Genomic DNA, 18,584 nt, shown 5'->3' with positions numbered 1-18,584 from the left:
GTAACAATAATAAAAAGAAAGTGCCTTGGTGCTTTCTTTTTCTATGAATTAGGGAAAATTATGAAAAGTAAAATTATACAGTTAATTTCAATATCATTATTAGGTATAGGAATACCATTATCTGGATATGCAGAAAAACACTATTATGTTACTGATAATTTAAGTGAATATGTGAGAAAGGGCGCTGGCGATAACTATAGAATTGCAGGTACAGTGAAAGCTGGTGAGAAAGTTATTGTTTTAGAAAAGAAGAATAAATACTCTCTCATTCAAGACTCTAGAAATCATAAGGTATGGATATTAAGTGATAGATTGACAGATAAACCAAGTGCGAGAGAACAACTGCCTTTCTTAGAGAAGCAAGTTGAGGAATTAAAACTGAAATTAAGTAAAATTAATGGAGATTGGCAACGTAGGACAGAGGAAATTCGTCGTCGATCCACTCAGGTAGAACAGCAAAGTAGTGCATTACTAGATATAAATTCACAACTTAAGCAAGAGGTCAATGTTCTTAAAAATAAAAATAAAGAGCTTGAGATAATGCAGGATGTTGAACAACGAGAAATTATGATTCAATGGTTTATGTATGGTGGCCTCGTATTAGGAATAGGTTTACTGCTAGGATTACTTCTTCCATTCATTTTACCGAGAAAAAAACAGAATAGTGGTTGGAGCTAGTTTATGGCAACCTATATTGTTGGAGATTTACATGGTTGTTTTGATGAGTTAAAACAATTGTTGCAACGGGCTAATTTTAATAGTGAAACAGATGAGTTATGGTTTACTGGAGATCTTGTTGCGAGAGGAAATCAATCTTTAGCTTGTTTGCGCTTTGTGAAGTCATTGGGTGAAAGAGCGACAACAGTATTAGGTAATCACGATTTACATTTGTTAGCAACGAATTTAGGTATTAAAAAGGTGAATCCAAGAGATAAACTTGGTACTTTGTTGATGGCTGAAGACAAAGATGAACTGCTTGAATGGCTTCGCTATCAACCGTTGTTTGTAAAACATCCTAAATATGATTTTTTACTCAGTCACGCCGGCGTTAGTCCTGAGTGGAATTTAGAAACTGCTCAGCAATGTGCCAACGAAGTTGAAAGAATCTTACAGGGTGATGATTATCAACATTTATTGCAAAATATGTATGGTAATTCACCGCTTAATTGGAATGATAATTTGGTTGGTATTGAGCGTTATCGCTATACTATAAACTCTCTTACACGAATGCGGTTGTGTAATGCACAAAAACAATTGGATTTTGAATGTAAATTACCCCCTCAAGAAGCACCACCAGAACTCAAACCTTGGTTTGAATTTGAAAATCCTCTCTATAAGCAATATTCAATTATTTTTGGACATTGGGCAGCATTATTAGGATATCAAACACCTTCAAATATTTACTCTCTGGATACTGGGTGTGTTTGGGGAAATCATTTAACGATGCTTCGATGGGAAGATAAAACAATATTTACCCAGCCCTTTTTAGGTAGCGGTTAGATCTAAGTAATTTTTTGCAAAATACTGTATTAAAAAATAGGGCATAAAATAGAGAGTTTCTTTTCAGAAATGGTGCGACCAAGTGGACTCGAACCACCGACCCCTACCATGTCAAGGTAGTGCTCTAACCAACTGAGCTATGGTCGCATTTAATAGTGAATATGTTAAAACGCAGAGGATTTTACCATAAAAATGACACGATGCAATTTTTTGTAAACACTTTTTTAATTTTTAAGATAAATTCTCTACTAAGTGCTTAAAATATACTCTAAACAACGTAAATTTTAAAAAAATTGTGATGATCCTCACCAAATTTCCTTTTTCATTCCTTCTTGAAGTTTACTTTATCTATTAAAAGTATTATCATTTCAACCGTTTATATCATTTTTATGGTGATTTTCATATTTTAAAAGCAAATTATAGAGGATAGGGATGCAAAACCTAGAAAAAATTGTTGAAAAAGCATTACAAGCAGTTGAATCTGCACAAGATATTGCAAGTCTTGAAAGTATTAGAGTAGAGTATTTTGGTAAGAAAGGGCATTTTACGTCGTTAATGCAAGGATTACGTGATGTTTCGCCAGAGGATCGTCCAAAAGTAGGGCAAAAAATCAATGAAGCAAAGCAACAAGCTCAGGCAGCATTGAATGCTAAAAAAGAAACATTAGAAACCGAAGCGTTAAATCAGAAATTATTTAGTGAAAGTATTGATGTAAGCTTACCAGGTCGTAAAACAGAACTTGGTGGTTTGCACCCTGTTTCTATTACTATTGATCGTGTAACCAAATTCTTTGCAGATTTAGGGTTCTCTGTGGAAAATGGTCCTGAAATTGAATCAGATTATTATAATTTTGATGCGTTAAATATTCCAAAACACCACCCAGCACGTGCCGATCACGATACGTTTTGGTTTGACGCACAACGTTTGTTAAGAACGCAAACATCAGGTGTGCAAATTCGTTCAATGGAACAAACTCAGCCACCAATTCGCATTATTGCACCGGGTCGCGTGTATCGTAATGATTACGATCAAACGCACACCCCAATGTTCCACCAAATCGAATTATTATTTGTGGATAAAAAAGCGAATTTTACTGAATTAAAAGGTTTGTTACATAGTTTCTTGCGTGCCTTCTTTGAAGAAGATTTAGAAGTACGTTTCCGTCCATCTTTCTTCCCATTCACAGAGCCTTCAGCAGAAGTGGACGTAATGGGTAAAAATGGTAAATGGTTAGAAGTGTTAGGTTGTGGAATGGTTCATCCTAATGTGTTGAAAAATGTAGGTATCGATCCGAATGAATACTCTGGTTTTGCTGTGGGTATGGGGGTTGAGCGTTTAGCAATGTTGCGTTATAACGTGACCGATTTACGTGCATTCTTTGAGAATGACTTACGTTTTTTAAAACAATTTGACTACAAATAAGATAGGATAAGGAAAGAATAATGAAATTTAATGAATCTTGGTTGCGTGAGTGGGTAAATCCAGAGATTACAACGGAACAGTTATGCGATCAAATTACAATGCTTGGTTTAGAAGTGGACGGTGTTGAGGCTGTTGCAGAGACGTTTTCAGGCGTTGTTGTGGGTGAAGTGGTTGAATGTGGTCAGCACCCAAATGCAGATAAATTACGTGTCACCAAAGTAAATGTGGGTGGCGAGCGTTTATTAGACATCGTTTGTGGTGCACCAAACTGCCGTTTAGGTTTAAAAGTGGCTTGTGCCGTTGATAGTGCAGTTTTACCGGGTAATTTTAAAATTAAGAAAACCAAATTACGTGGTGAACCGTCTGAGGGAATGCTTTGTTCATTCACTGAATTAGGCATTAAAGTTGAGCAAGACGGTATTATTGAATTGCCAGCAGACGCACCAATCGGTAAAGATTTCCGTGAATATTTAGATTTAGAAGATAGCATTGTTGAAATTAGCTTAACGCCAAATCGTGCGGATTGTTTAAGTATTTCAGGGATTGCACGTGAAGTGGCGGTAGCAAATCAATTAGAAATGATTGCACCAACATTTGAACCTGTTTCAGCGACTATTTCAGATAAAGTTGCGGTAGAAATTCAGAATCCAGAAGCTTGCCCACGCTATTTATCTCGTATGGTTAAAAATGTGAATGTGAAAGCACAATCGCCACTTTGGTTACAAGAAAAATTACGCCGTTGTGGTATGCGTTCTATTGATCCTGTGGTTGATGTAACAAACTTTGTATTACTAGAATTAGGTCAGCCAATGCACGCCTTTGATGCAGCAAAAGTGACTGCGCCAATTCACGTACGTTTAGCAAAAGAAAACGAAAAATTAGTGCTATTGGATGGTAATGAAGTTGCGTTAAAAGAAAATACGTTGCTCATTTGCGATCAAAATCAACCCCTTGCAATGGCAGGGATCTTTGGTGGTAAAGAAAGTGGTGTAAGTGATACAACAACAGATATTATTTTAGAAGCAGCATTCTTTGCACCATTAGCAATTGCGGGACGTGCAAGACAATATGGTTTACACACCGATTCATCGCACCGTTTTGAGCGTGGTGTTGATTTTGAAAACACACGCAATGCAATGGAACGTGCAACCGCATTGTTATTAGAAATTTGCGGTGGCGAAGCGGGCGAAATCGTGGAAGCGAAAAGTGATGAGCATTTACCAAAAGCAAATCAAGTAACGTTACGTCGTGAAAAATTAGATGCTTTATTGGGACATCATATTGCTGATGAAACCGTCACTGATATTTTAACGCGTTTAGGTTTATCACCAATTTTTGCAAATAATGAATGGAAAGTGACCGCTTGTAGCTGGCGTTTTGATATCGAAATTGAAGAAGATTTAATTGAAGAAGTGGCTCGTATTTACGGTTACAATAGCATTCCAAATAATGCACCGTTAGCTCACTTAAATATGAATGAACACCGTGAAGCAAACTTAGATTTAATGCGAGTCAAAATGGCATTAGTGGATAGCGATTACCAAGAAGCGATCACTTATAGCTTTGTAAATCCAAAAACACAGGCGTTATTGCACCCAAATCAAGATGCTATCGTGTTGCCTAATCCAATTTCAGTGGATATGTCAGCAATGCGTCTATCGCTGTTAAGTGGTTTATTAGAAGCGGTAGTTTATAACCAAAAACGTCAGCAAAGTCGAGTACGTCTGTTTGAAACAGGGTTACGTTTTGTTCCTGATGAAAATGCAGAAATGGGTATTCGTCAAGAGCAGATGTTAGCAGCGGTTATTGTGGGAGCGAAACATAATGAACATTGGACAGGTAAATCTGACAACGTTGATTTCTTCGATTTAAAAGGTGATTTAGAGCGAGTGCTCTCTTTAACAAATAAAGGGAAATCAGTACGTTTTGCAGCTAAGACCTATGATGCGTTGCACCCAGGACAATCTGCGGCGATTTTAATTGATGATAAAGAAGTGGGTTTTATTGGCACAGTTCATCCAAAAGTGGCACAAAAATTAGATATTTCAGGTACTGCGATTGTGTTTGAGATTTTATGGTCTGCGATTGATGAAAGAACTGTGACAGAGGCAAAAGAGATCTCTAAATTCCCTGCGAATAAAAGAGATATTGCAATTGTTGTGGATCATAAGATTCCGGCAAAAGATATTTTATTAACTTGCCAAAAAGTAGGTGGAGAAAAACTGATGGCAGTCAATCTTTTTGATGTTTATCAAGGTGAAAATATTGATGAAGATAAAAAAAGTTTGGCAATCAGTTTAATGATTCAAGATGCTTCAAAAACGCTTGAGGAAGAAGAAATTAATGCTGTTATTCAAATGGTATTAAGTGAACTTGAACAACATTTTGGTGCTTATTTAAGAGATTAAGTGTGAGGAGCTTAAATTATGACATTAACTAAAATTGAAATGATAGAACATCTTGTTGAGCAACTTGATATAAGTAAAAGTTCAGCAAAAGAGTTTGTGGAGCAGTTTTTTGAAGAAATTCGACTTTCCCTTGAAAAAGGAGAGGAAGTAAAATTATCTAGTTTTGGTAATTTTCAGCTTCGTGAGAAAAAAGCAAGACCAGGTAGAAATCCTAAAACTGGAGAAGAAATTCCTGTGTCTGCTCGCCGAGTTGTTGTATTTAAGCCAAGTCAAAAGCTCAAGGCTCGCATTGAGAATGCAACATCATAACAGATGTTGTGCATTAAAATAGGATTTAGATGATACAATTATATTTGTGTTTTAAAAATAAAGTGATTTTACTTCTTGTAGTGGTCTTAAGTATGTTTTTGACTGCGTGTTCGAGTTCATATCATACACAGCCAACAGTGCACTATTACAGAAGTTCAAATAATAATGATCCTATTTTCAGAATAGTTAGGCTAATTGAGCAACATCGTCAATGGAAAGGAACTCGTTATCGTTTAGGGGGAATGAGTCGTAGTGGGGTTGATTGTTCAGGTTTTACTTTGGTGACTTTTAGAGATGCTTTTGGCATTTCTTTACCAAGAACGACGGTATTGCAAGCTAAAAAAGGGAAATATATTCCTAAAAAAGATTTACAACCAGGTGATTTGGTTTTCTTTAAAACAGGATTAGGCCCTCATGGTAAGCACGTTGGGATTTATGTAAAAGATGGAAAATTTTTACACTCTTCATCTAAAAAAGGGGTAATTTATTCCAATTTAAATTCCGTTTATTGGAAAAAAGTCTATTGGCAAGCTCGACGCTTATAATTAAAAATATGAAGTAGATCACAAAGTTAAACATTTAATATTGAAAATTTTCATAAATTATTTTAACTTATAGGCACAACTAAAATTAGTGTTGTGTCCAACAACCTTTTTCATAAATTTGCTTTCCGAGTGCCCCTTAAGTTATAGGGGCTTTTTTTATTCTTATTATCTAGGAAATTTTTAAAATGTTAATTGAGCAAGGAACAGTATTAAATTATTGTAACGGAGTTGCAACTATTCAGTGTAATGCTAAGAGTAGTTGTGGCGGTTGTAATGCTCAAAATAGTTGTGGCACAAAATCTTTATCTGGATTAGTTGGCGATAAACAATTGTTATTAGAGCTCAAAGTCACAGAAGTACTACAAGAAGGGGATATTATTGAAATTGGACTCAAGGAACAAACACTGTTAATAGCAGTAATGTGGTTATATTGTATTCCCCTTATATTACTTATTTTATCTATTATTTTATTTTCACAAATTTTTACCAATGAGTTGCTCATTGCTATATTAAGTTTTCTTATTACTTTAATAAATTTTGGGGTAATAAAATGGAAGCTTAATCATAAACAATATTTTATACCCCAAGCTATATTTTTGGGAAAGGTTAAATAAATATTTAATCAAATAATGAAGAATGTAGTCCGTTAACAACTTCATCTACATCTTTGTTATGCACAAGTGTACAAATATTGTTAGCACTTGCGCCATAGCTAATCAAACGAACATTATATTGTCCTAAAGTACTAAATAGTTTTTTTGCTGTTCCTTTTTCTGTGTGAAGGTGATTCCCAATTATGGCAACTAGAGTAAGATCATTTTCAATTTTAACCGTACAATGTTGATTAAGTTCGTCAATAAGCTGTGGAGAAATAAGCTCTTCTGTTGACTGAGATACACCTGTTTTATCTAAGGTTAATGCTAAACTAATTTCTGAAGTCGTAATTACATCAACAGAAATACCATATTTTGCTAAAATATTGAAAATTTTAGCTAAGAACCCTTTAGCGTGTAACATTCCGAGACTGGATAGTGTAACCAATGTTTGATTTCTACGTAATGCAATGGCTCGAAATATAGGGCGAGGTTGAGGGTTTGATGTTACCCAAGTACCGCCTTGCTCTGGTGCTTTACTTGAGCCTACAAATACAGGAATATTACTGCGTACTGCTGGTAATAGTGTTGCAGGATGAAGTACTTTAGCGCCAAAAGTCGCCATTTCTGATGCTTCATTAAAGCTGATGGTTTCAATGCGTTGAGCGCTGGATACAACACGAGGATCTGTTGTATAAATACCAGGAACGTCAGTCCAAATTAAAACATCGTTGGCATTTAATACTTCAGCCAATAATGCAGCAGAGTAATCGCTACCTCCACGACCTAAAGTTGTGGTTTTTCCATTCTGATCACGACCAATAAAACCTTGTGTCACAATAATTTTTTCATTCTTAATTAAAGGTACTAAATGTATTTCTGCTTGTTGTTGTATTTTTGTATCATTAGGTGTCGCTTTTCCATAATTATCATTAGTAGCAACAACATCTCTTGCATCAATCCAAACGGCAGGGACATTTTGTTCAATTAATAATTGAGTAAATATAATAGTGGACATCATTTCTCCGTGACTGATAAGTTCGTCACTGAGAGCAGAGGAGGTTGCTAAACTGGCTGATTCAGCAAGGTGAGCAATATGCTCTAATAATAGGTCGATTTTTTCTGTTACTGCTTCTGGATATTGTAATTTATCTATTATGTTATATTGAATTTTACGTATTTTATTTACAATAGTGTTGCGTTGTTGGATTGCTTGACCATTTGCTAATTCTACCAGTGAATCAGTGACACCAGCAGATGCTGACAGTACCACAACTCGTGTATTTTTATCTGAATTAATAATTTTGGCACAAGCAGACATTGCTTCAAAGTTTGCAACACTTGTTCCCCCAAATTTTGCAATGGAGATGTAAGGCATAGAGTTTTCCTGTATAAAATATAGATTTTATTTTATAGAAATAACGATTAATAAACAGTGTGCTATAAAATAAAAACTAAAGCTGTAAAGTAAGTTTTCATTTTAGCATTTTAAGAGTATGATTCCACCATTAAATGTATCAATTATAAAATTTATTAAGAAAATGTTACGGTTATTGGGTAAATTTAAGTGTTTTATTACAAAATTTCTAAACTTTTAAGGTTTAGAAGTAACGCAAATATTAAACAGCCTAATGAATCCGTTTGAGAGTATGCTATTACGAAAATTTTATGTAAAATACCTCAGTACGATAAAATTAGCACAGTGGTTTGAATGGTGAGAGACGGCTGTTGCAGATAAATAACGTTGTTATGGAACTAAAAATAATGATAATTAAAAAACTAGCGGTAAGATCATTTTTATTTTTTGCAATTTTTTGTATGAATCTAACCGCTTATTCAGCACCTCTTGTACCTCAAGAATTACTTGCAAGCAGTTTGATTTATTGCACAAGTGCTTCGGGATTTTCTTTTGATCCTCAAAAAGCAGACGTTGGTACAAATATGAATGTGGTCACAGAGCAAATTTATGATAAATTAATTGAGTTTGATCCTGAAACAAATAGCCTAAAACCTTCCCTAGCAAAAAGTTATACCGTAAGTGATGATGGTTTGGTTATTACATTTTATTTAAGAAAAAAGGTTAAGTTCCACACAACTAAATGGTTTAATCCAACACGAGATTTTAATGCGGATGATGTGTTATTTTCATTAAATCGAGTAAGAGGAAATGTAGATGATTTGCCTGAATTAAAAGAGTTGGATCGAGTGAGACACAATGGTAAACATTACAATAACTATATTTTTCAAAGACAAGCGAGAAAAACACATTTTCCCTATTTTGAAAGTATTAATTTAAAAAGTAAAATTACCAATATTTCAGCGCCCTCTAAATATGTGGTAAAAATTACTTTAGCAGAACCTGATTCATCTTTATTAGCTCATTTAGCGAGTCAATATGCGGTTATTTTATCTAAAGAATATGCGTTACAGCTAAGTTCTGATGACAATCTAGCGCAGTTAGACCAACTTCCTGTGGGGACGGGTGTATATCAATTACAAAGTTATGTAAATAATGAATATGTTCGTTTGCACAAAAATGCCAATTATTGGGGTAGAAAAGCAAAAATTGACAATATCATTATTGATTTTTCAGCCAGTGGCACGGGAAAAATGGCAAAATTCTTAAATAAAGAGTGTGATATTTCTGCGTTTCCAGAACCTAGTCAATTATCTGTTCTTTCAAAAGGTTATTTTGTGAATACTTCTGGTGCAAATCTCTCTTTTTTGGCATTTAATTTTCAACGTCCTACAATGAAAAATAGGGAATTGCGCCAAAAAATTGCTCGCTCAATTGATCGTTATAGATTAGGAAAACGGTTATTCTACGGAATAGCAGAAGTGGCTGATAATATATTACCAACAGCATTGTTTCCAACTAAAGATCCAGATAATTACCCATACAATCCCCAGTATGAGAGTAAAGAAAATATTGATCCTTTAGTATTAAAACTTTGGGTGGTTGATGAGAAGCACGTTTATAATTCTCATCCACTAAAAATGGCTGAGTTAATAAAATATGATTTAGCGAGAGTGGGAATTAAAATCGATGTTCGTCAGGTAAATAGAGCCTTTTTAGTTCAGCAGTTACAAAAAAGAACGGCGGATTATGATTTAATCCTAACGGGTTGGTTAGCTAATAATTTTGATCCAGATAACTTTTTATCTGCCATTTTAGGTTGTCGATCTCAGTTTTCAGTAACGAATCTAGCAAATTGGTGTAATAGAAATGTTGATCTTCTACTGAACAAGGCAAGAATGAGTGAAAATAATAATGAACGAATAAAACTGTACAAAAAAGTAGAAGAAATATTGAGAAATGAATTACCGATTTTGCCATTACTGAATGTAAGTCGACTGTTATTGGTGAGTAATAAAGTCAAAAATGTAAAAATTAGTCCTTTTGGTAGCGTTAATTTATCCCAAATGGAATTAATTTTGCCAGAAAATTAGTGGAAATATAATTATGTTATTTATTTTAATTCGTAAGTTATTTTGGATCATAGTAACCGTCATTATTCTTTCAATAATGAGTTACAGTATTTTATTAAAAGATCCACTTAATTTATTAATTTATGAGCCAAGTGTAAAATCTTATTTTCGTTATCTCAGTGCTCTGTTAGCGGGTGATTTTGGTGTGAGTTATAATTCAGGAGAACCGCTATTAGATCAAATATTAAGGGTTCTTCCTGCAACACTGTCTTTATGTTTTTCTGCGACATTATTATCATTAATTTTAGGCATCCCGTTAGGTTTTCTTTCTGCGTATAATTTGAATAATGTTGTTGGAAAATGTTTAGTGATTTTAGGTTCATTAAGTTTGGCTTTACCTGTATTTTGGTTGGCGATTATGTTGCTTTATTATGCTTCTATTAATCAATGGGGGATCGCTACAGTGGGAGAATTAAACCTCATTTATGAGGTCCCTATCGTCACAAACTTTAAATTGTTGGATATGTTTTTAGTTGATACGCCTTATAAATTTAAAATGATACAAAGTTTAATTCAGCATTTAGCTTTACCTACGTTAATTTTAACGATACCTGCCACACTAGAAGTGATGAGAGTAACGCAAGAACAAGCAACATATGTAATGAAACAAAATTATGTTAAAGTAGCCAGAACACGAGGTTGGTCTGGGTTTAAAATTTGGCGAATGCATATAGTATTTAATACATTACCACCGATTATTCCTTCTATTGCTCGCAACGTTACTTTGATCTTTGCTTTTGCAATGTTAATTGAAAACGTGGTAAGTTGGGGAGGCATTGGGCGCTGGTTAATTAATGCGGTTTCCATACAAGATTATAATGCGATATCAGCGGGTATTATAGTAATTGGAATATTTATATTAACGGTAGATATTCTAGCAAGTGGTATGACGACCTTGTTAGATCCTTCAAATAAGAAAGATTGGTATGTTAGATAAGAATTTAGAAGAGTTTAGAGAGTCAGCATATATTGTCCATTTTTGGAAGAGTTTAAGAAAAGATGTGATGGCATTAGTGAGTGTGTATGCTTTTGTCATTTTATTGGGCTTAATCCTCTTTGGTTCTGTTATCGCGCCTTATTCAGCACAACAACAATTTGTTGGTTTAGAACTAATGCCACCATCTTGGAGTGAAATCGGACGAATTGAACATTTTTTTGGAACGGATGATCTTGGTCGTGATATTTTTAGTCGCGTGCTATATGGTTTTTACTATACCGCAGGATCGGCCCTACTTATTACCCTTGTTATAGCGGTTATTGGGGGGATTATTGGTGTATTAGCAGGAACAAAAACACACTCTAGTTTTGCGATAGTTAATCACTTATTTGATATATTTTTGGTTACACCAACATTACTGATCGCTATTATTATTGCCATTTTATTAGAAGCCAGCTTAATTAATGCAATGTTGGCTATTTTATTGGCAATGCTTCCTCATTTTATCCATACAATTTATATTGCGACACAGAAAGAATTAAAAAAAGAATATGTGATAACATTACGATTAGAAGGTGCGAGTCGTTGGGATCTGATTAAACCAGTAGTTTTACCTAATTTAACCCCTATTGCAGTTAAAGAATTATCGCATATTTTTGTTTTGGCTATTTTGGATATCAGTGCATTAAGTTTTATCTCATTGGGTGCTCAGTATCCAACTCCTGAGTGGGGGGCAATGATTAGAGATTCAGTAGAATTAGTGTATATTGCACCTTGGACGGTATTTATACCGGGCATCACGATTATGGGTACTATTTTAGTGGTAAGAATGTTAAGTAATAGTATTATTCGTATATTAGAAACATACCGTTATTAAAAGATAGGATATATTTTATGGCATTATTAGATATTCGTCATCTCACCATTGATATTGAAACATCTAATGGCAGAGTAAGAATGATCGATAATATAAATCTTACTCTTGATAAGAATGAAATTTGTGGTTTAGTAGGAGAGTCTGGTTCAGGAAAAAGCATTATCCTAAGGGTAATCTGTGGAATGGAAAAAGACAATTGGATTGTGAAAGCGGATCGTTTCCGATTTGATAATATTGAATTGCTTAAATTATCACCTTATCAACGTAGAAAATTGATCAAAGATGATATTTCAATGATCCTACAAAACCCTCGAGAAAGTTTAGATCCAAGTAAAACGATCGGAAGACAACTAATGGACAGGATCCATTTTAGTGGAAAATGGTGGACTTGGTTTGGTTGGAAAAAGAAAAAGGCAATTGAATTACTGCATAGAGTAGGTATTAGAGATCATAAAGACATAATGCAATGTTATCCTGTTGATTTAACGAGTGGCGAGGCTCAAAAGATAATTATTGCAATGGCAGTCGCCAATAAACCTAGATTACTGGTTGCAGATGAACCAACTAATATGATGGAACCAACAACAGAATTACAAATTTATCGACTATTATCGAGTATGAATAAAAATCTAGGTACATCGATTTTACTTGCTAGTAACGATATTTGGGCAGTACATAAATGGGTTGATTCATTTAACATATTATATTGTGGGCAAAATGTTGAAATAGGGAGTAAAGAGCAAATAATGCAAAATCCTTACCACCCTTATACATCTGCTTTGCTACATAGTATGCCTGATTTTTCTTCTCCACTGCCTTTTAAAGGAGAATTAAATACCTTAAGAGGTGCAACCCCAACACTAAGCCATATTTACAAAGGCTGTCGTTTAGGTAAGCGTTGCCATTTTGCACAAAAGAAATGCATTGTTAAGCCTCCATTGTACAAAGTAAAACAGCGAGAATTTGCTTGTTATTATCCCTTAAATTACCAAAAAAGTGGGCAATTGAAGAGTGCAGAAATAGATCCTATCTTGCTTAATTATTAAGTTATATTGAACTATTACAGTTTGATATAATCCAAAATCACAGAAAATTAACTATAAAAGAGAATATTATTTTGAAAAAATCATTAATTAAAACACTAGGTTGTGTAAGCATTGTTTTTTTTAGCAGTGCCATATTTGCAAATTCACAAGCTGTAGTTGAGTTACAAAAACGTTTGGGATTAGTCTCACAATATAAAACAGACTTTGTTCAAACTGTCCGTTCAATGAAAGGAAAAGTTATTCAAGAAGGAGAAGGAATATTCAGAGTTAAACGACCAAATTTATTTCGAATGGAGCAAAAAAAACCACAAGAAAGCCTCGTTATTTCAGATGGTGAAACACTTTGGTTTTATGATCCTTTTGTTTATCAAGTAACCGCTAATTGGACAGATGATATTGTTAATAATACCCCTTTCGTATTATTAACAAGTAATAAAAAAGACTATTGGAATCAATATGATGTAACTCAAGATAGCGATACTTTTGTATTAAAACCAAAAGCCCAAAATAGCAATATTCAACAATTTGATATTAGAATTAATAGCCACGGTTTATTGAAAGGATTTAGTACTATTGAAAAAAATGGGCATAGTAATCTTTATATATTAAGAAATATTTCAACAGCAGAGATTGATCCTAATTTATTTAATTTTGTGATACCAAAAGGTGCAGAATTGGACGATCAGCGAACTAAACAATAGTAATGAAGCGGTACGATGAGATCAAAAATTTGCAAATTTTTCTAAAAAATAGAGTAAAACAAAATGAAAGTACATTACAATCAAAGAGATCCAAAAGAGTGGCATAGATTTGTTTCGTTGTTAAAACAAGCGGTTGTTGAAGATAAAATAGACGAATTGTTGTCAATGCTACTAACTGTTGATGAGTGTCATTCACTGGGTTTGCGAGTGCAAATTGTAAAAGCGTTACTTGAGCAAGAAATGTCTCAAAGAGAAATTCAGCAAAGTTTAAATACCAGTATTGCCACAGTGACTCGAGGATCAAATATGCTAAAAACAAGTGATCCACAAATGTTAGAATGGGTAAATAAGCAACTCAATGAGAAAGTGTAGAATAAAAGCGTTATGTTGTCGTTTATGGCGTTTTTTCCTTCCGAATAAAGTACGTTCAATCAAGGGATTCTTGTGGTTTTTACTGAGTCGAATTAGCGTCTTTTTTCTTACGTTAATATTGATTTTTTCTTTTTTACCGATCCCTTATTCTGCCTATATGGTGCAACAAAAAATAACCTATTTATGTAAAAATGAAACATATCACATTAAGTATCAATGGGTGAATCTCAACAAGATCGCTTGGCAAATGCAAATTGCGGTTATCGCTGCAGAGGATCAAAAATTTAAAGATCATTCAGGTCTTGATTTTAATGCGATTGGGCAAGCTTTAAATCAAAATCGTCACTCAAAGAGAATTAGAGGTGCATCAACGATCTCACAGCAAATGGTGAAAAATTTGTATTTATGGTCACAACGATCGTGGTTAAGAAAAGGGCTTGAATTACCTTTAACTTTTGCTGTTGAAATGATTTGGAGCAAACAGCGCATTTTAGAAGTGTACTTAAATATTGCAGAGTTTGGAAAAGGTATTTTTGGAGTAGAAGCTGCATCACAACATTTTTTTAATAAACACGCCAGTCAATTAAATATTAAAGAAGCGGCATTATTGGCGGCATCGTTACCTAACCCTATAATATTTAAAGTAAATAAACCTAAATTTATAATGCGGAAAAAGCAACAATGGATTATAAATCAAATTAATAATTTAGGTGCTAAAGCCTATTTAGAACAATTAAAATAAGTGTGTAATACCGTATATTAGTGATATAATAGAGCAACAATAATTGAGAGGATAATTGAAATGATAAAAAAAATATCACAAGCAATAGGGTTTGGTCTTTTTTGTGCTATTTTAATCCTTTTTGTTGCCCCTTATGTAAATCATCAATTTACACCTCCAAAGAGCAAAATCATCAGTTATCACGATGCCGTCAAAGTTGCTTCTCCTGCCATTGTTAATGTATATAATCAATCTTTTGATATAGCATCTGAAAAGAATGGATTAAAGGTCAGTAACTTAGGTTCAGGTGTCATAATGACGTCGTCAGGATATATTTTAACCAATCGACACGTTATTCAAAATGCAGATCAAATCATTGTCGCACTACAAAACGGACGAATATTTAGTGCAACATTAGTGGGTTCAGATATTTTAACCGATCTTGCGGTACTCAAAATTCAAGCTAAAAACCTTCCCTTTATTCCACAAAATAGCCAAAGACCAGTGAGAGTGGGCGATGTTGTTTTAGCCATAGGAAACCCTTTCAATTTAGGACAAAGCATAACACAAGGCATTATTAGTGCCATTGAACGAAATGCACTGTCTGAAAGAGGACGCCAAAACTTTATTCAAATTGATGCCTCAATTAATAAAGGAAATTCTGGTGGTGCTTTAATTAACACCGCAGGGGAGTTGATTGGCATTAACACCCTAAGTTTGGGAAGAAGTAGTGAAGACATTGCAGAAGGACTTAGCTTTGCCATTCCTATCACTTTAGCAAATAAAGTGATGGCAAAAATTATTCAAGATGGACGTGTGATTCGAGGTTATTTTGGTGTAGGAACAGAATTATTTTATTCAGCTAAACAACTGGGCGTTGGAGAACGAGGCGTTGTGGTCACTTCCGTAACCAAAGATGGGCCAGCAGAAAGAGGTGGTGTGAAGCCAAATGATTTAATCTTGCGAATTGGTAATGTGGAAGCGGAATCACCTCGTCAAATGATGGAGGCCATTGCAGAAATGAGACCAGATACCCAAGTAGAGGTGTTGGTATTAAGACAAGGTAAAGAAAAAATGTTGCACGTCACCATTGGTGAGTTTCCTCATTTACAATAAGCGGTAAGATCATCGTAAAAATTTACAAAAATTAGGATCAAGAATGAAAAAAATAATAATAACAGTTGATGGGCCAAGTGGCGTAGGAAAAGGGACTTTATGCAATGCCTTAGCCAAAAAATTTAATTTTGATTTGTTAGATTCAGGAGCCGTATACCGTATTTTGGCATTGGCTGCAGTAAAAGAAAATATTTCTTTAGCAAATGAAGAACAATTAGCACAATTAGGAGAGCGTTTAGATATCCAATTTATTCCACAAAATAACGAAGTGGTTGTTATTTTAAATGGTGAAAATGTTGGTGATCAAATACGTACTGCAGAGGCAGGTCAAAATGCCTCAAAAGTAGCTGCTTTTCCAAAGGTAAGAAAAGCATTATTACAGCGACAACGTGATTTTAGTACGGAAAAAGGATTAATTGCGGATGGACGAGATATGGGAACAGTGGTTTTCCCTAATGCACAAATTAAATTGTTTTTAGATGCGAGTGCTGAAGAACGTGCAAAAAGACGTGCTAACCAGTTGAAAAGTAAAGGATTTAATGCTGATTTTGATAAAATTTTAGCAGAAATACAAGAACGAGATGATAGAGATAGAAATAGAGCAGTAGCGCCACTTGTTGCAGCTTCTGATGCATTAGTAATTGATTCAACACATCTCTCAATTGAAGAAGTCATCAAACAAGCATTGGCTTATATTGAAAAAACGGTTAGAATGTAGTGTATTTGTTTATTTATAAAATAAATACATAAATTTTGTTTAGCAATGGATTGTTAAACTTTTATTGTCAACCCCATTTTGCAGGAAGTAGAGTGGATGTTTTTATTTAAGAAGATTTTATTATGACTCAATCTTTCGCTCAATTATTTGAAGAATCACTACAAGCTGGAACAGAACCTAAATTAGGTGATGTTGTTAAAGGAACTGTTGTTGCAATCCAAAAAGGCTTTGTTTTAGTAGACGCTGGTTTAAAATCAGAATCTGCAGTACCTGCTGAAGAATTTACTAACGCTCAAGGCGAATTAGAAGTTCAAGTCGGTGATGAAGTTGATGTAGTGCTTAAAGCTGTTGAAGACGGTAACGGTGAAACCATCGTTTCTCGTGGTGATGCAAAACGCAATGAAGCGTGGATCGCATTAGAAAAAGCATTTGAAGCACAGGAATCTGTAACAGGTTTAGTTAACGGTAAAGTTAAAGGTGGTTTCACTGTTGAGCTAGACGGTGTTCGTGCATTCTTACCAGGTTCATTAGTTGATGTTCGTCCAGTACGTGACATTAACCTTGAAGGTCAAGAATTAGAATTAAAAGTAATCAAACTTGATCAAAAACGTAACAACGTTGTTGTTTCTCGTCGTGCAGTTATCGAATCTGTAAGCAGTGCTGACCGTGAAGCGGTATTAGCAAGCTTAGAAGAAGGTGCTGAAGTTAAAGGTACAGTTAAAAACTTAACTGACTACGGTGCATTCGTTGATTTAGGTGGCGTTGACGGTTTATTACACATCACAGATATGGCATGGAAACGTGTTAAACATCCAAGTGAAGTAGTAAACGTTGGTGATGAAGTTTCTGTTAAAGTATTAAAATTTGACAAAGAGCGCACTCGTGTATCTTTAGGCTTAAAACAATTAGGTCAAGATCCTTGGGTTGCTATCGCTGAAAATCATCCAGTAAACAGCAAATTAACAGGTAAAGTAACTAACTTAACTGACTACGGCTGTTTCGTTGAAATTTTAGACGGTGTTGAAGGTTTAGTTCACGTTTCAGAAATGGACTGGACAAACAAAAACATCCACCCATCTAAAGTGGTAAACGTTGGTGATACTGTTGAAGTAATGGTACTTGAAGTTGATGAAGAGCGTCGTCGTATCTCATTAGGATTAAAACAATGTAAAGCTAATCCTTGGGATCATTTTGCTGAAACTCATGCTAAAAATGACAAAGTTTCAGGTAAAATCAAATCTATCACAGATTTCGGTATCTTTATCGGTCTTGAAGGTGGAATTGACGGATTAGTTCATTTATCTGATATTTCTTGGAATGTATCAGGTGAAGAAGCTGTTCGCAACTACAAAAAAGGCGATGAAGTTGAAGCTGTTGTATTACAAGTTGATGCAATCAAAGAGCGTATTTCACTAGGTATCAAACAGTTAGAATCAGATCCGTTTACAAGTTTCCTTGATTCAAACAAACGCGGTGCGATTGTTAAAGGAACAGTGACAGAAGTTGATGCTAAAGGTGTTAAAGTTGAACTAGCTGGTGGTGTTGAAGCTTATATTCGTGCTGGAGAAGCAACAAGTGAACGTGTAGAAAACATCGCAACAGTAATTAGTGTTGGTGATGAGCTTGAAGCGAAATTCACAGGTGTTGATCGTAAAGCACGTGTAATTAATCTTTCTGTACGTGCTAAAGATGAAGCTGAAGAATCAGCAGCATTAGCAAAAGTGAACAAAAAACAAGAAACTGTTGAAGTTCCTAATGCATTTGCTGAAGCTTTTGCAGCAGCGAAAAGTGAATAATAATTAATTCATTTATTACTTATAACGGATACGT

The 18,584-nt window shown here is 34.6% G+C and carries 18 protein-coding genes and 1 tRNA gene; 17 read left to right on the top strand and 2 right to left on the bottom strand.

The features are described from left to right. The first annotated feature begins 60 nt into the window (after positions 1-60). The gene (locus A6B44_RS06010) at positions 61-678 is read left to right on the top strand and encodes a TIGR04211 family SH3 domain-containing protein (protein WP_090919575.1); all 618 of its coding nucleotides are present in this window, start codon (positions 61-63) and stop codon (positions 676-678) included. A 3-nt stretch (positions 679-681) separates the two neighbouring features. Further along, positions 682-1,500: a bis(5'-nucleosyl)-tetraphosphatase (symmetrical) ApaH gene (apaH, locus tag A6B44_RS06005; protein ID WP_090919578.1), complete on the top strand. Its 819-nt coding sequence runs from the start codon at positions 682-684 to the stop codon at positions 1,498-1,500. A gap of 70 nt (positions 1,501-1,570) precedes the next feature. On the opposite strand, the gene A6B44_RS06000 is transcribed toward apaH, so the two are convergent. Further along, positions 1,571-1,647: transfer RNA gene (locus tag A6B44_RS06000), tRNA-Val, on the bottom strand. A 285-nt stretch (positions 1,648-1,932) separates the two neighbouring features. Here A6B44_RS06000 and pheS point away from each other — a divergent pair. From pheS to A6B44_RS05975, 5 genes are all read left to right on the top strand, one after another. After that, the gene (gene pheS, locus A6B44_RS05995) at positions 1,933-2,922 is read left to right on the top strand and encodes a phenylalanine--tRNA ligase subunit alpha (protein WP_090919581.1); all 990 of its coding nucleotides are present in this window, start codon (positions 1,933-1,935) and stop codon (positions 2,920-2,922) included. Between the two features lie 20 nt (positions 2,923-2,942). Beyond that, on the top strand, positions 2,943-5,330 hold the full coding sequence (gene pheT, locus A6B44_RS05990; RefSeq protein WP_090919583.1) for a phenylalanine--tRNA ligase subunit beta: 2,388 nt from the start codon (positions 2,943-2,945) through the stop codon (positions 5,328-5,330). Positions 5,331-5,348: 18 nt separating this feature from the next. Next, positions 5,349-5,639 carry an integration host factor subunit alpha gene (locus tag A6B44_RS05985; protein WP_090919587.1) on the top strand — a complete coding sequence of 97 codons (291 nt, stop codon included), beginning with the start codon at positions 5,349-5,351 and terminating at the stop codon, positions 5,637-5,639. Positions 5,640-5,668: 29 nt separating this feature from the next. Further along, positions 5,669-6,184 carry a C40 family peptidase gene (locus tag A6B44_RS05980; protein WP_420801044.1) on the top strand — a complete coding sequence of 172 codons (516 nt, stop codon included), beginning with the start codon at positions 5,669-5,671 and terminating at the stop codon, positions 6,182-6,184. A gap of 185 nt (positions 6,185-6,369) precedes the next feature. Further along, positions 6,370-6,798, top strand: coding sequence for a SoxR reducing system RseC family protein (locus tag A6B44_RS05975; RefSeq protein ID WP_090919590.1), 429 nt, complete (start codon positions 6,370-6,372; stop codon positions 6,796-6,798). 4 nt (positions 6,799-6,802) lie between these two features. On the opposite strand, the gene lysC is transcribed toward A6B44_RS05975, so the two are convergent. After that, positions 6,803-8,155 (bottom strand): lysine-sensitive aspartokinase 3, encoded by a 1,353-nt coding sequence (gene lysC, locus A6B44_RS05970; RefSeq protein WP_090919591.1) that lies wholly within the window; start codon positions 8,153-8,155, stop codon positions 6,803-6,805. A gap of 386 nt (positions 8,156-8,541) precedes the next feature. Between lysC and A6B44_RS05965 the strand changes: the two genes are divergently transcribed. The 10 genes from A6B44_RS05965 (at position 8,542) to rpsA (ending at position 18,550) form a co-directional block, all read left to right on the top strand. Next, positions 8,542-10,227: an ABC transporter substrate-binding protein gene (locus A6B44_RS05965; protein ID WP_090919594.1), complete on the top strand. Its 1,686-nt coding sequence runs from the start codon at positions 8,542-8,544 to the stop codon at positions 10,225-10,227. Positions 10,228-10,240: 13 nt separating this feature from the next. Beyond that, a complete protein-coding gene (locus A6B44_RS05960) occupies positions 10,241-11,203 on the top strand; it encodes an ABC transporter permease (RefSeq protein ID WP_090919597.1) in 963 nt (320 codons plus the stop codon). Further along, positions 11,193-12,080, top strand: coding sequence for an ABC transporter permease subunit (locus A6B44_RS05955; RefSeq protein WP_090919601.1), 888 nt, complete (start codon positions 11,193-11,195; stop codon positions 12,078-12,080). Before A6B44_RS05960 ends, A6B44_RS05955 begins: the two co-directional genes overlap by 11 nt. A 17-nt stretch (positions 12,081-12,097) precedes the next feature. Continuing rightward, complete coding sequence (locus A6B44_RS05950; RefSeq protein ID WP_090919604.1) at positions 12,098-13,126, top strand: oligopeptide/dipeptide ABC transporter ATP-binding protein; 1,029 nt, start codon at positions 12,098-12,100, stop codon at positions 13,124-13,126. Positions 13,127-13,197: 71 nt separating this feature from the next. Then, positions 13,198-13,827 (top strand): outer membrane lipoprotein periplasmic chaperone LolA, encoded by a 630-nt coding sequence (gene lolA / locus A6B44_RS05945; protein WP_090919607.1) that lies wholly within the window; start codon positions 13,198-13,200, stop codon positions 13,825-13,827. 63 nt (positions 13,828-13,890) lie between these two features. After that, a complete protein-coding gene (gene trpR / locus A6B44_RS05940; RefSeq protein WP_090919610.1) occupies positions 13,891-14,199 on the top strand; it encodes a trp operon repressor in 309 nt (102 codons plus the stop codon). Further along, on the top strand, positions 14,186-14,941 hold the full coding sequence (mtgA, locus tag A6B44_RS05935; protein WP_090919613.1) for a monofunctional biosynthetic peptidoglycan transglycosylase: 756 nt from the start codon (positions 14,186-14,188) through the stop codon (positions 14,939-14,941). The genes trpR and mtgA overlap by 14 nt, the downstream gene beginning before the upstream one ends. A 60-nt stretch (positions 14,942-15,001) precedes the next feature. Continuing rightward, positions 15,002-16,036, top strand: a complete 1,035-nt coding sequence (degS, locus tag A6B44_RS05930; protein ID WP_090919616.1) for an outer membrane-stress sensor serine endopeptidase DegS — start codon at positions 15,002-15,004, stop codon at positions 16,034-16,036. Positions 16,037-16,079: 43 nt separating this feature from the next. Then, positions 16,080-16,754, top strand: a complete 675-nt coding sequence (gene cmk, locus A6B44_RS05925; protein WP_090919619.1) for a (d)CMP kinase — start codon at positions 16,080-16,082, stop codon at positions 16,752-16,754. 122 nt (positions 16,755-16,876) lie between these two features. Next, complete coding sequence (rpsA, locus tag A6B44_RS05920; protein ID WP_090919621.1) at positions 16,877-18,550, top strand: 30S ribosomal protein S1; 1,674 nt, start codon at positions 16,877-16,879, stop codon at positions 18,548-18,550. The last annotated feature ends 34 nt before the right edge of the window (positions 18,551-18,584 follow it).

Origin of the sequence: Pasteurella skyensis (assembly GCF_013377295.1) — a bacterium.
Lineage (GTDB): Bacteria > Pseudomonadota > Gammaproteobacteria > Enterobacterales > Pasteurellaceae > Phocoenobacter > Phocoenobacter skyensis.
The sequence above is the reverse complement of the archived record's forward strand: the minus strand, read 5'-3'. Positions and strand labels throughout refer to the sequence as shown.

What these genes read in the sequence shown, in the direction of transcription:
- A6B44_RS05980 (WP_420801044.1), top strand. Translation starts at nt 5,669, where the DNA reads ATGATACAATTATATTTGTGTTTTAAAAATAAAGTGATTTTACTTCTT.
- pheS (WP_090919581.1), top strand. Translation starts at nt 1,933, where the DNA reads ATGCAAAACCTAGAAAAAATTGTTGAAAAAGCATTACAAGCAGTTGAA.
- A6B44_RS05965 (WP_090919594.1), top strand. Translation starts at nt 8,542, where the DNA reads ATGATAATTAAAAAACTAGCGGTAAGATCATTTTTATTTTTTGCAATT.
- apaH (WP_090919578.1), top strand. Translation starts at nt 682, where the DNA reads ATGGCAACCTATATTGTTGGAGATTTACATGGTTGTTTTGATGAGTTA.
- degS (WP_090919616.1), top strand. Translation starts at nt 15,002, where the DNA reads ATGATAAAAAAAATATCACAAGCAATAGGGTTTGGTCTTTTTTGTGCT.
- cmk (WP_090919619.1), top strand. Translation starts at nt 16,080, where the DNA reads ATGAAAAAAATAATAATAACAGTTGATGGGCCAAGTGGCGTAGGAAAA.
- A6B44_RS05955 (WP_090919601.1), top strand. Translation starts at nt 11,193, where the DNA reads ATGTTAGATAAGAATTTAGAAGAGTTTAGAGAGTCAGCATATATTGTC.
- rpsA (WP_090919621.1), top strand. Translation starts at nt 16,877, where the DNA reads ATGACTCAATCTTTCGCTCAATTATTTGAAGAATCACTACAAGCTGGA.
- A6B44_RS05960 (WP_090919597.1), top strand. Translation starts at nt 10,241, where the DNA reads ATGTTATTTATTTTAATTCGTAAGTTATTTTGGATCATAGTAACCGTC.
- A6B44_RS06010 (WP_090919575.1), top strand. Translation starts at nt 61, where the DNA reads ATGAAAAGTAAAATTATACAGTTAATTTCAATATCATTATTAGGTATA.
- mtgA (WP_090919613.1), top strand. Translation starts at nt 14,186, where the DNA reads ATGAGAAAGTGTAGAATAAAAGCGTTATGTTGTCGTTTATGGCGTTTT.
- lysC (WP_090919591.1), bottom strand. Translation starts at nt 8,155, where the DNA reads ATGCCTTACATCTCCATTGCAAAATTTGGGGGAACAAGTGTTGCAAAC.
- A6B44_RS05950 (WP_090919604.1), top strand. Translation starts at nt 12,098, where the DNA reads ATGGCATTATTAGATATTCGTCATCTCACCATTGATATTGAAACATCT.
- pheT (WP_090919583.1), top strand. Translation starts at nt 2,943, where the DNA reads ATGAAATTTAATGAATCTTGGTTGCGTGAGTGGGTAAATCCAGAGATT.
- A6B44_RS05985 (WP_090919587.1), top strand. Translation starts at nt 5,349, where the DNA reads ATGACATTAACTAAAATTGAAATGATAGAACATCTTGTTGAGCAACTT.
- A6B44_RS05975 (WP_090919590.1), top strand. Translation starts at nt 6,370, where the DNA reads ATGTTAATTGAGCAAGGAACAGTATTAAATTATTGTAACGGAGTTGCA.
- trpR (WP_090919610.1), top strand. Translation starts at nt 13,891, where the DNA reads ATGAAAGTACATTACAATCAAAGAGATCCAAAAGAGTGGCATAGATTT.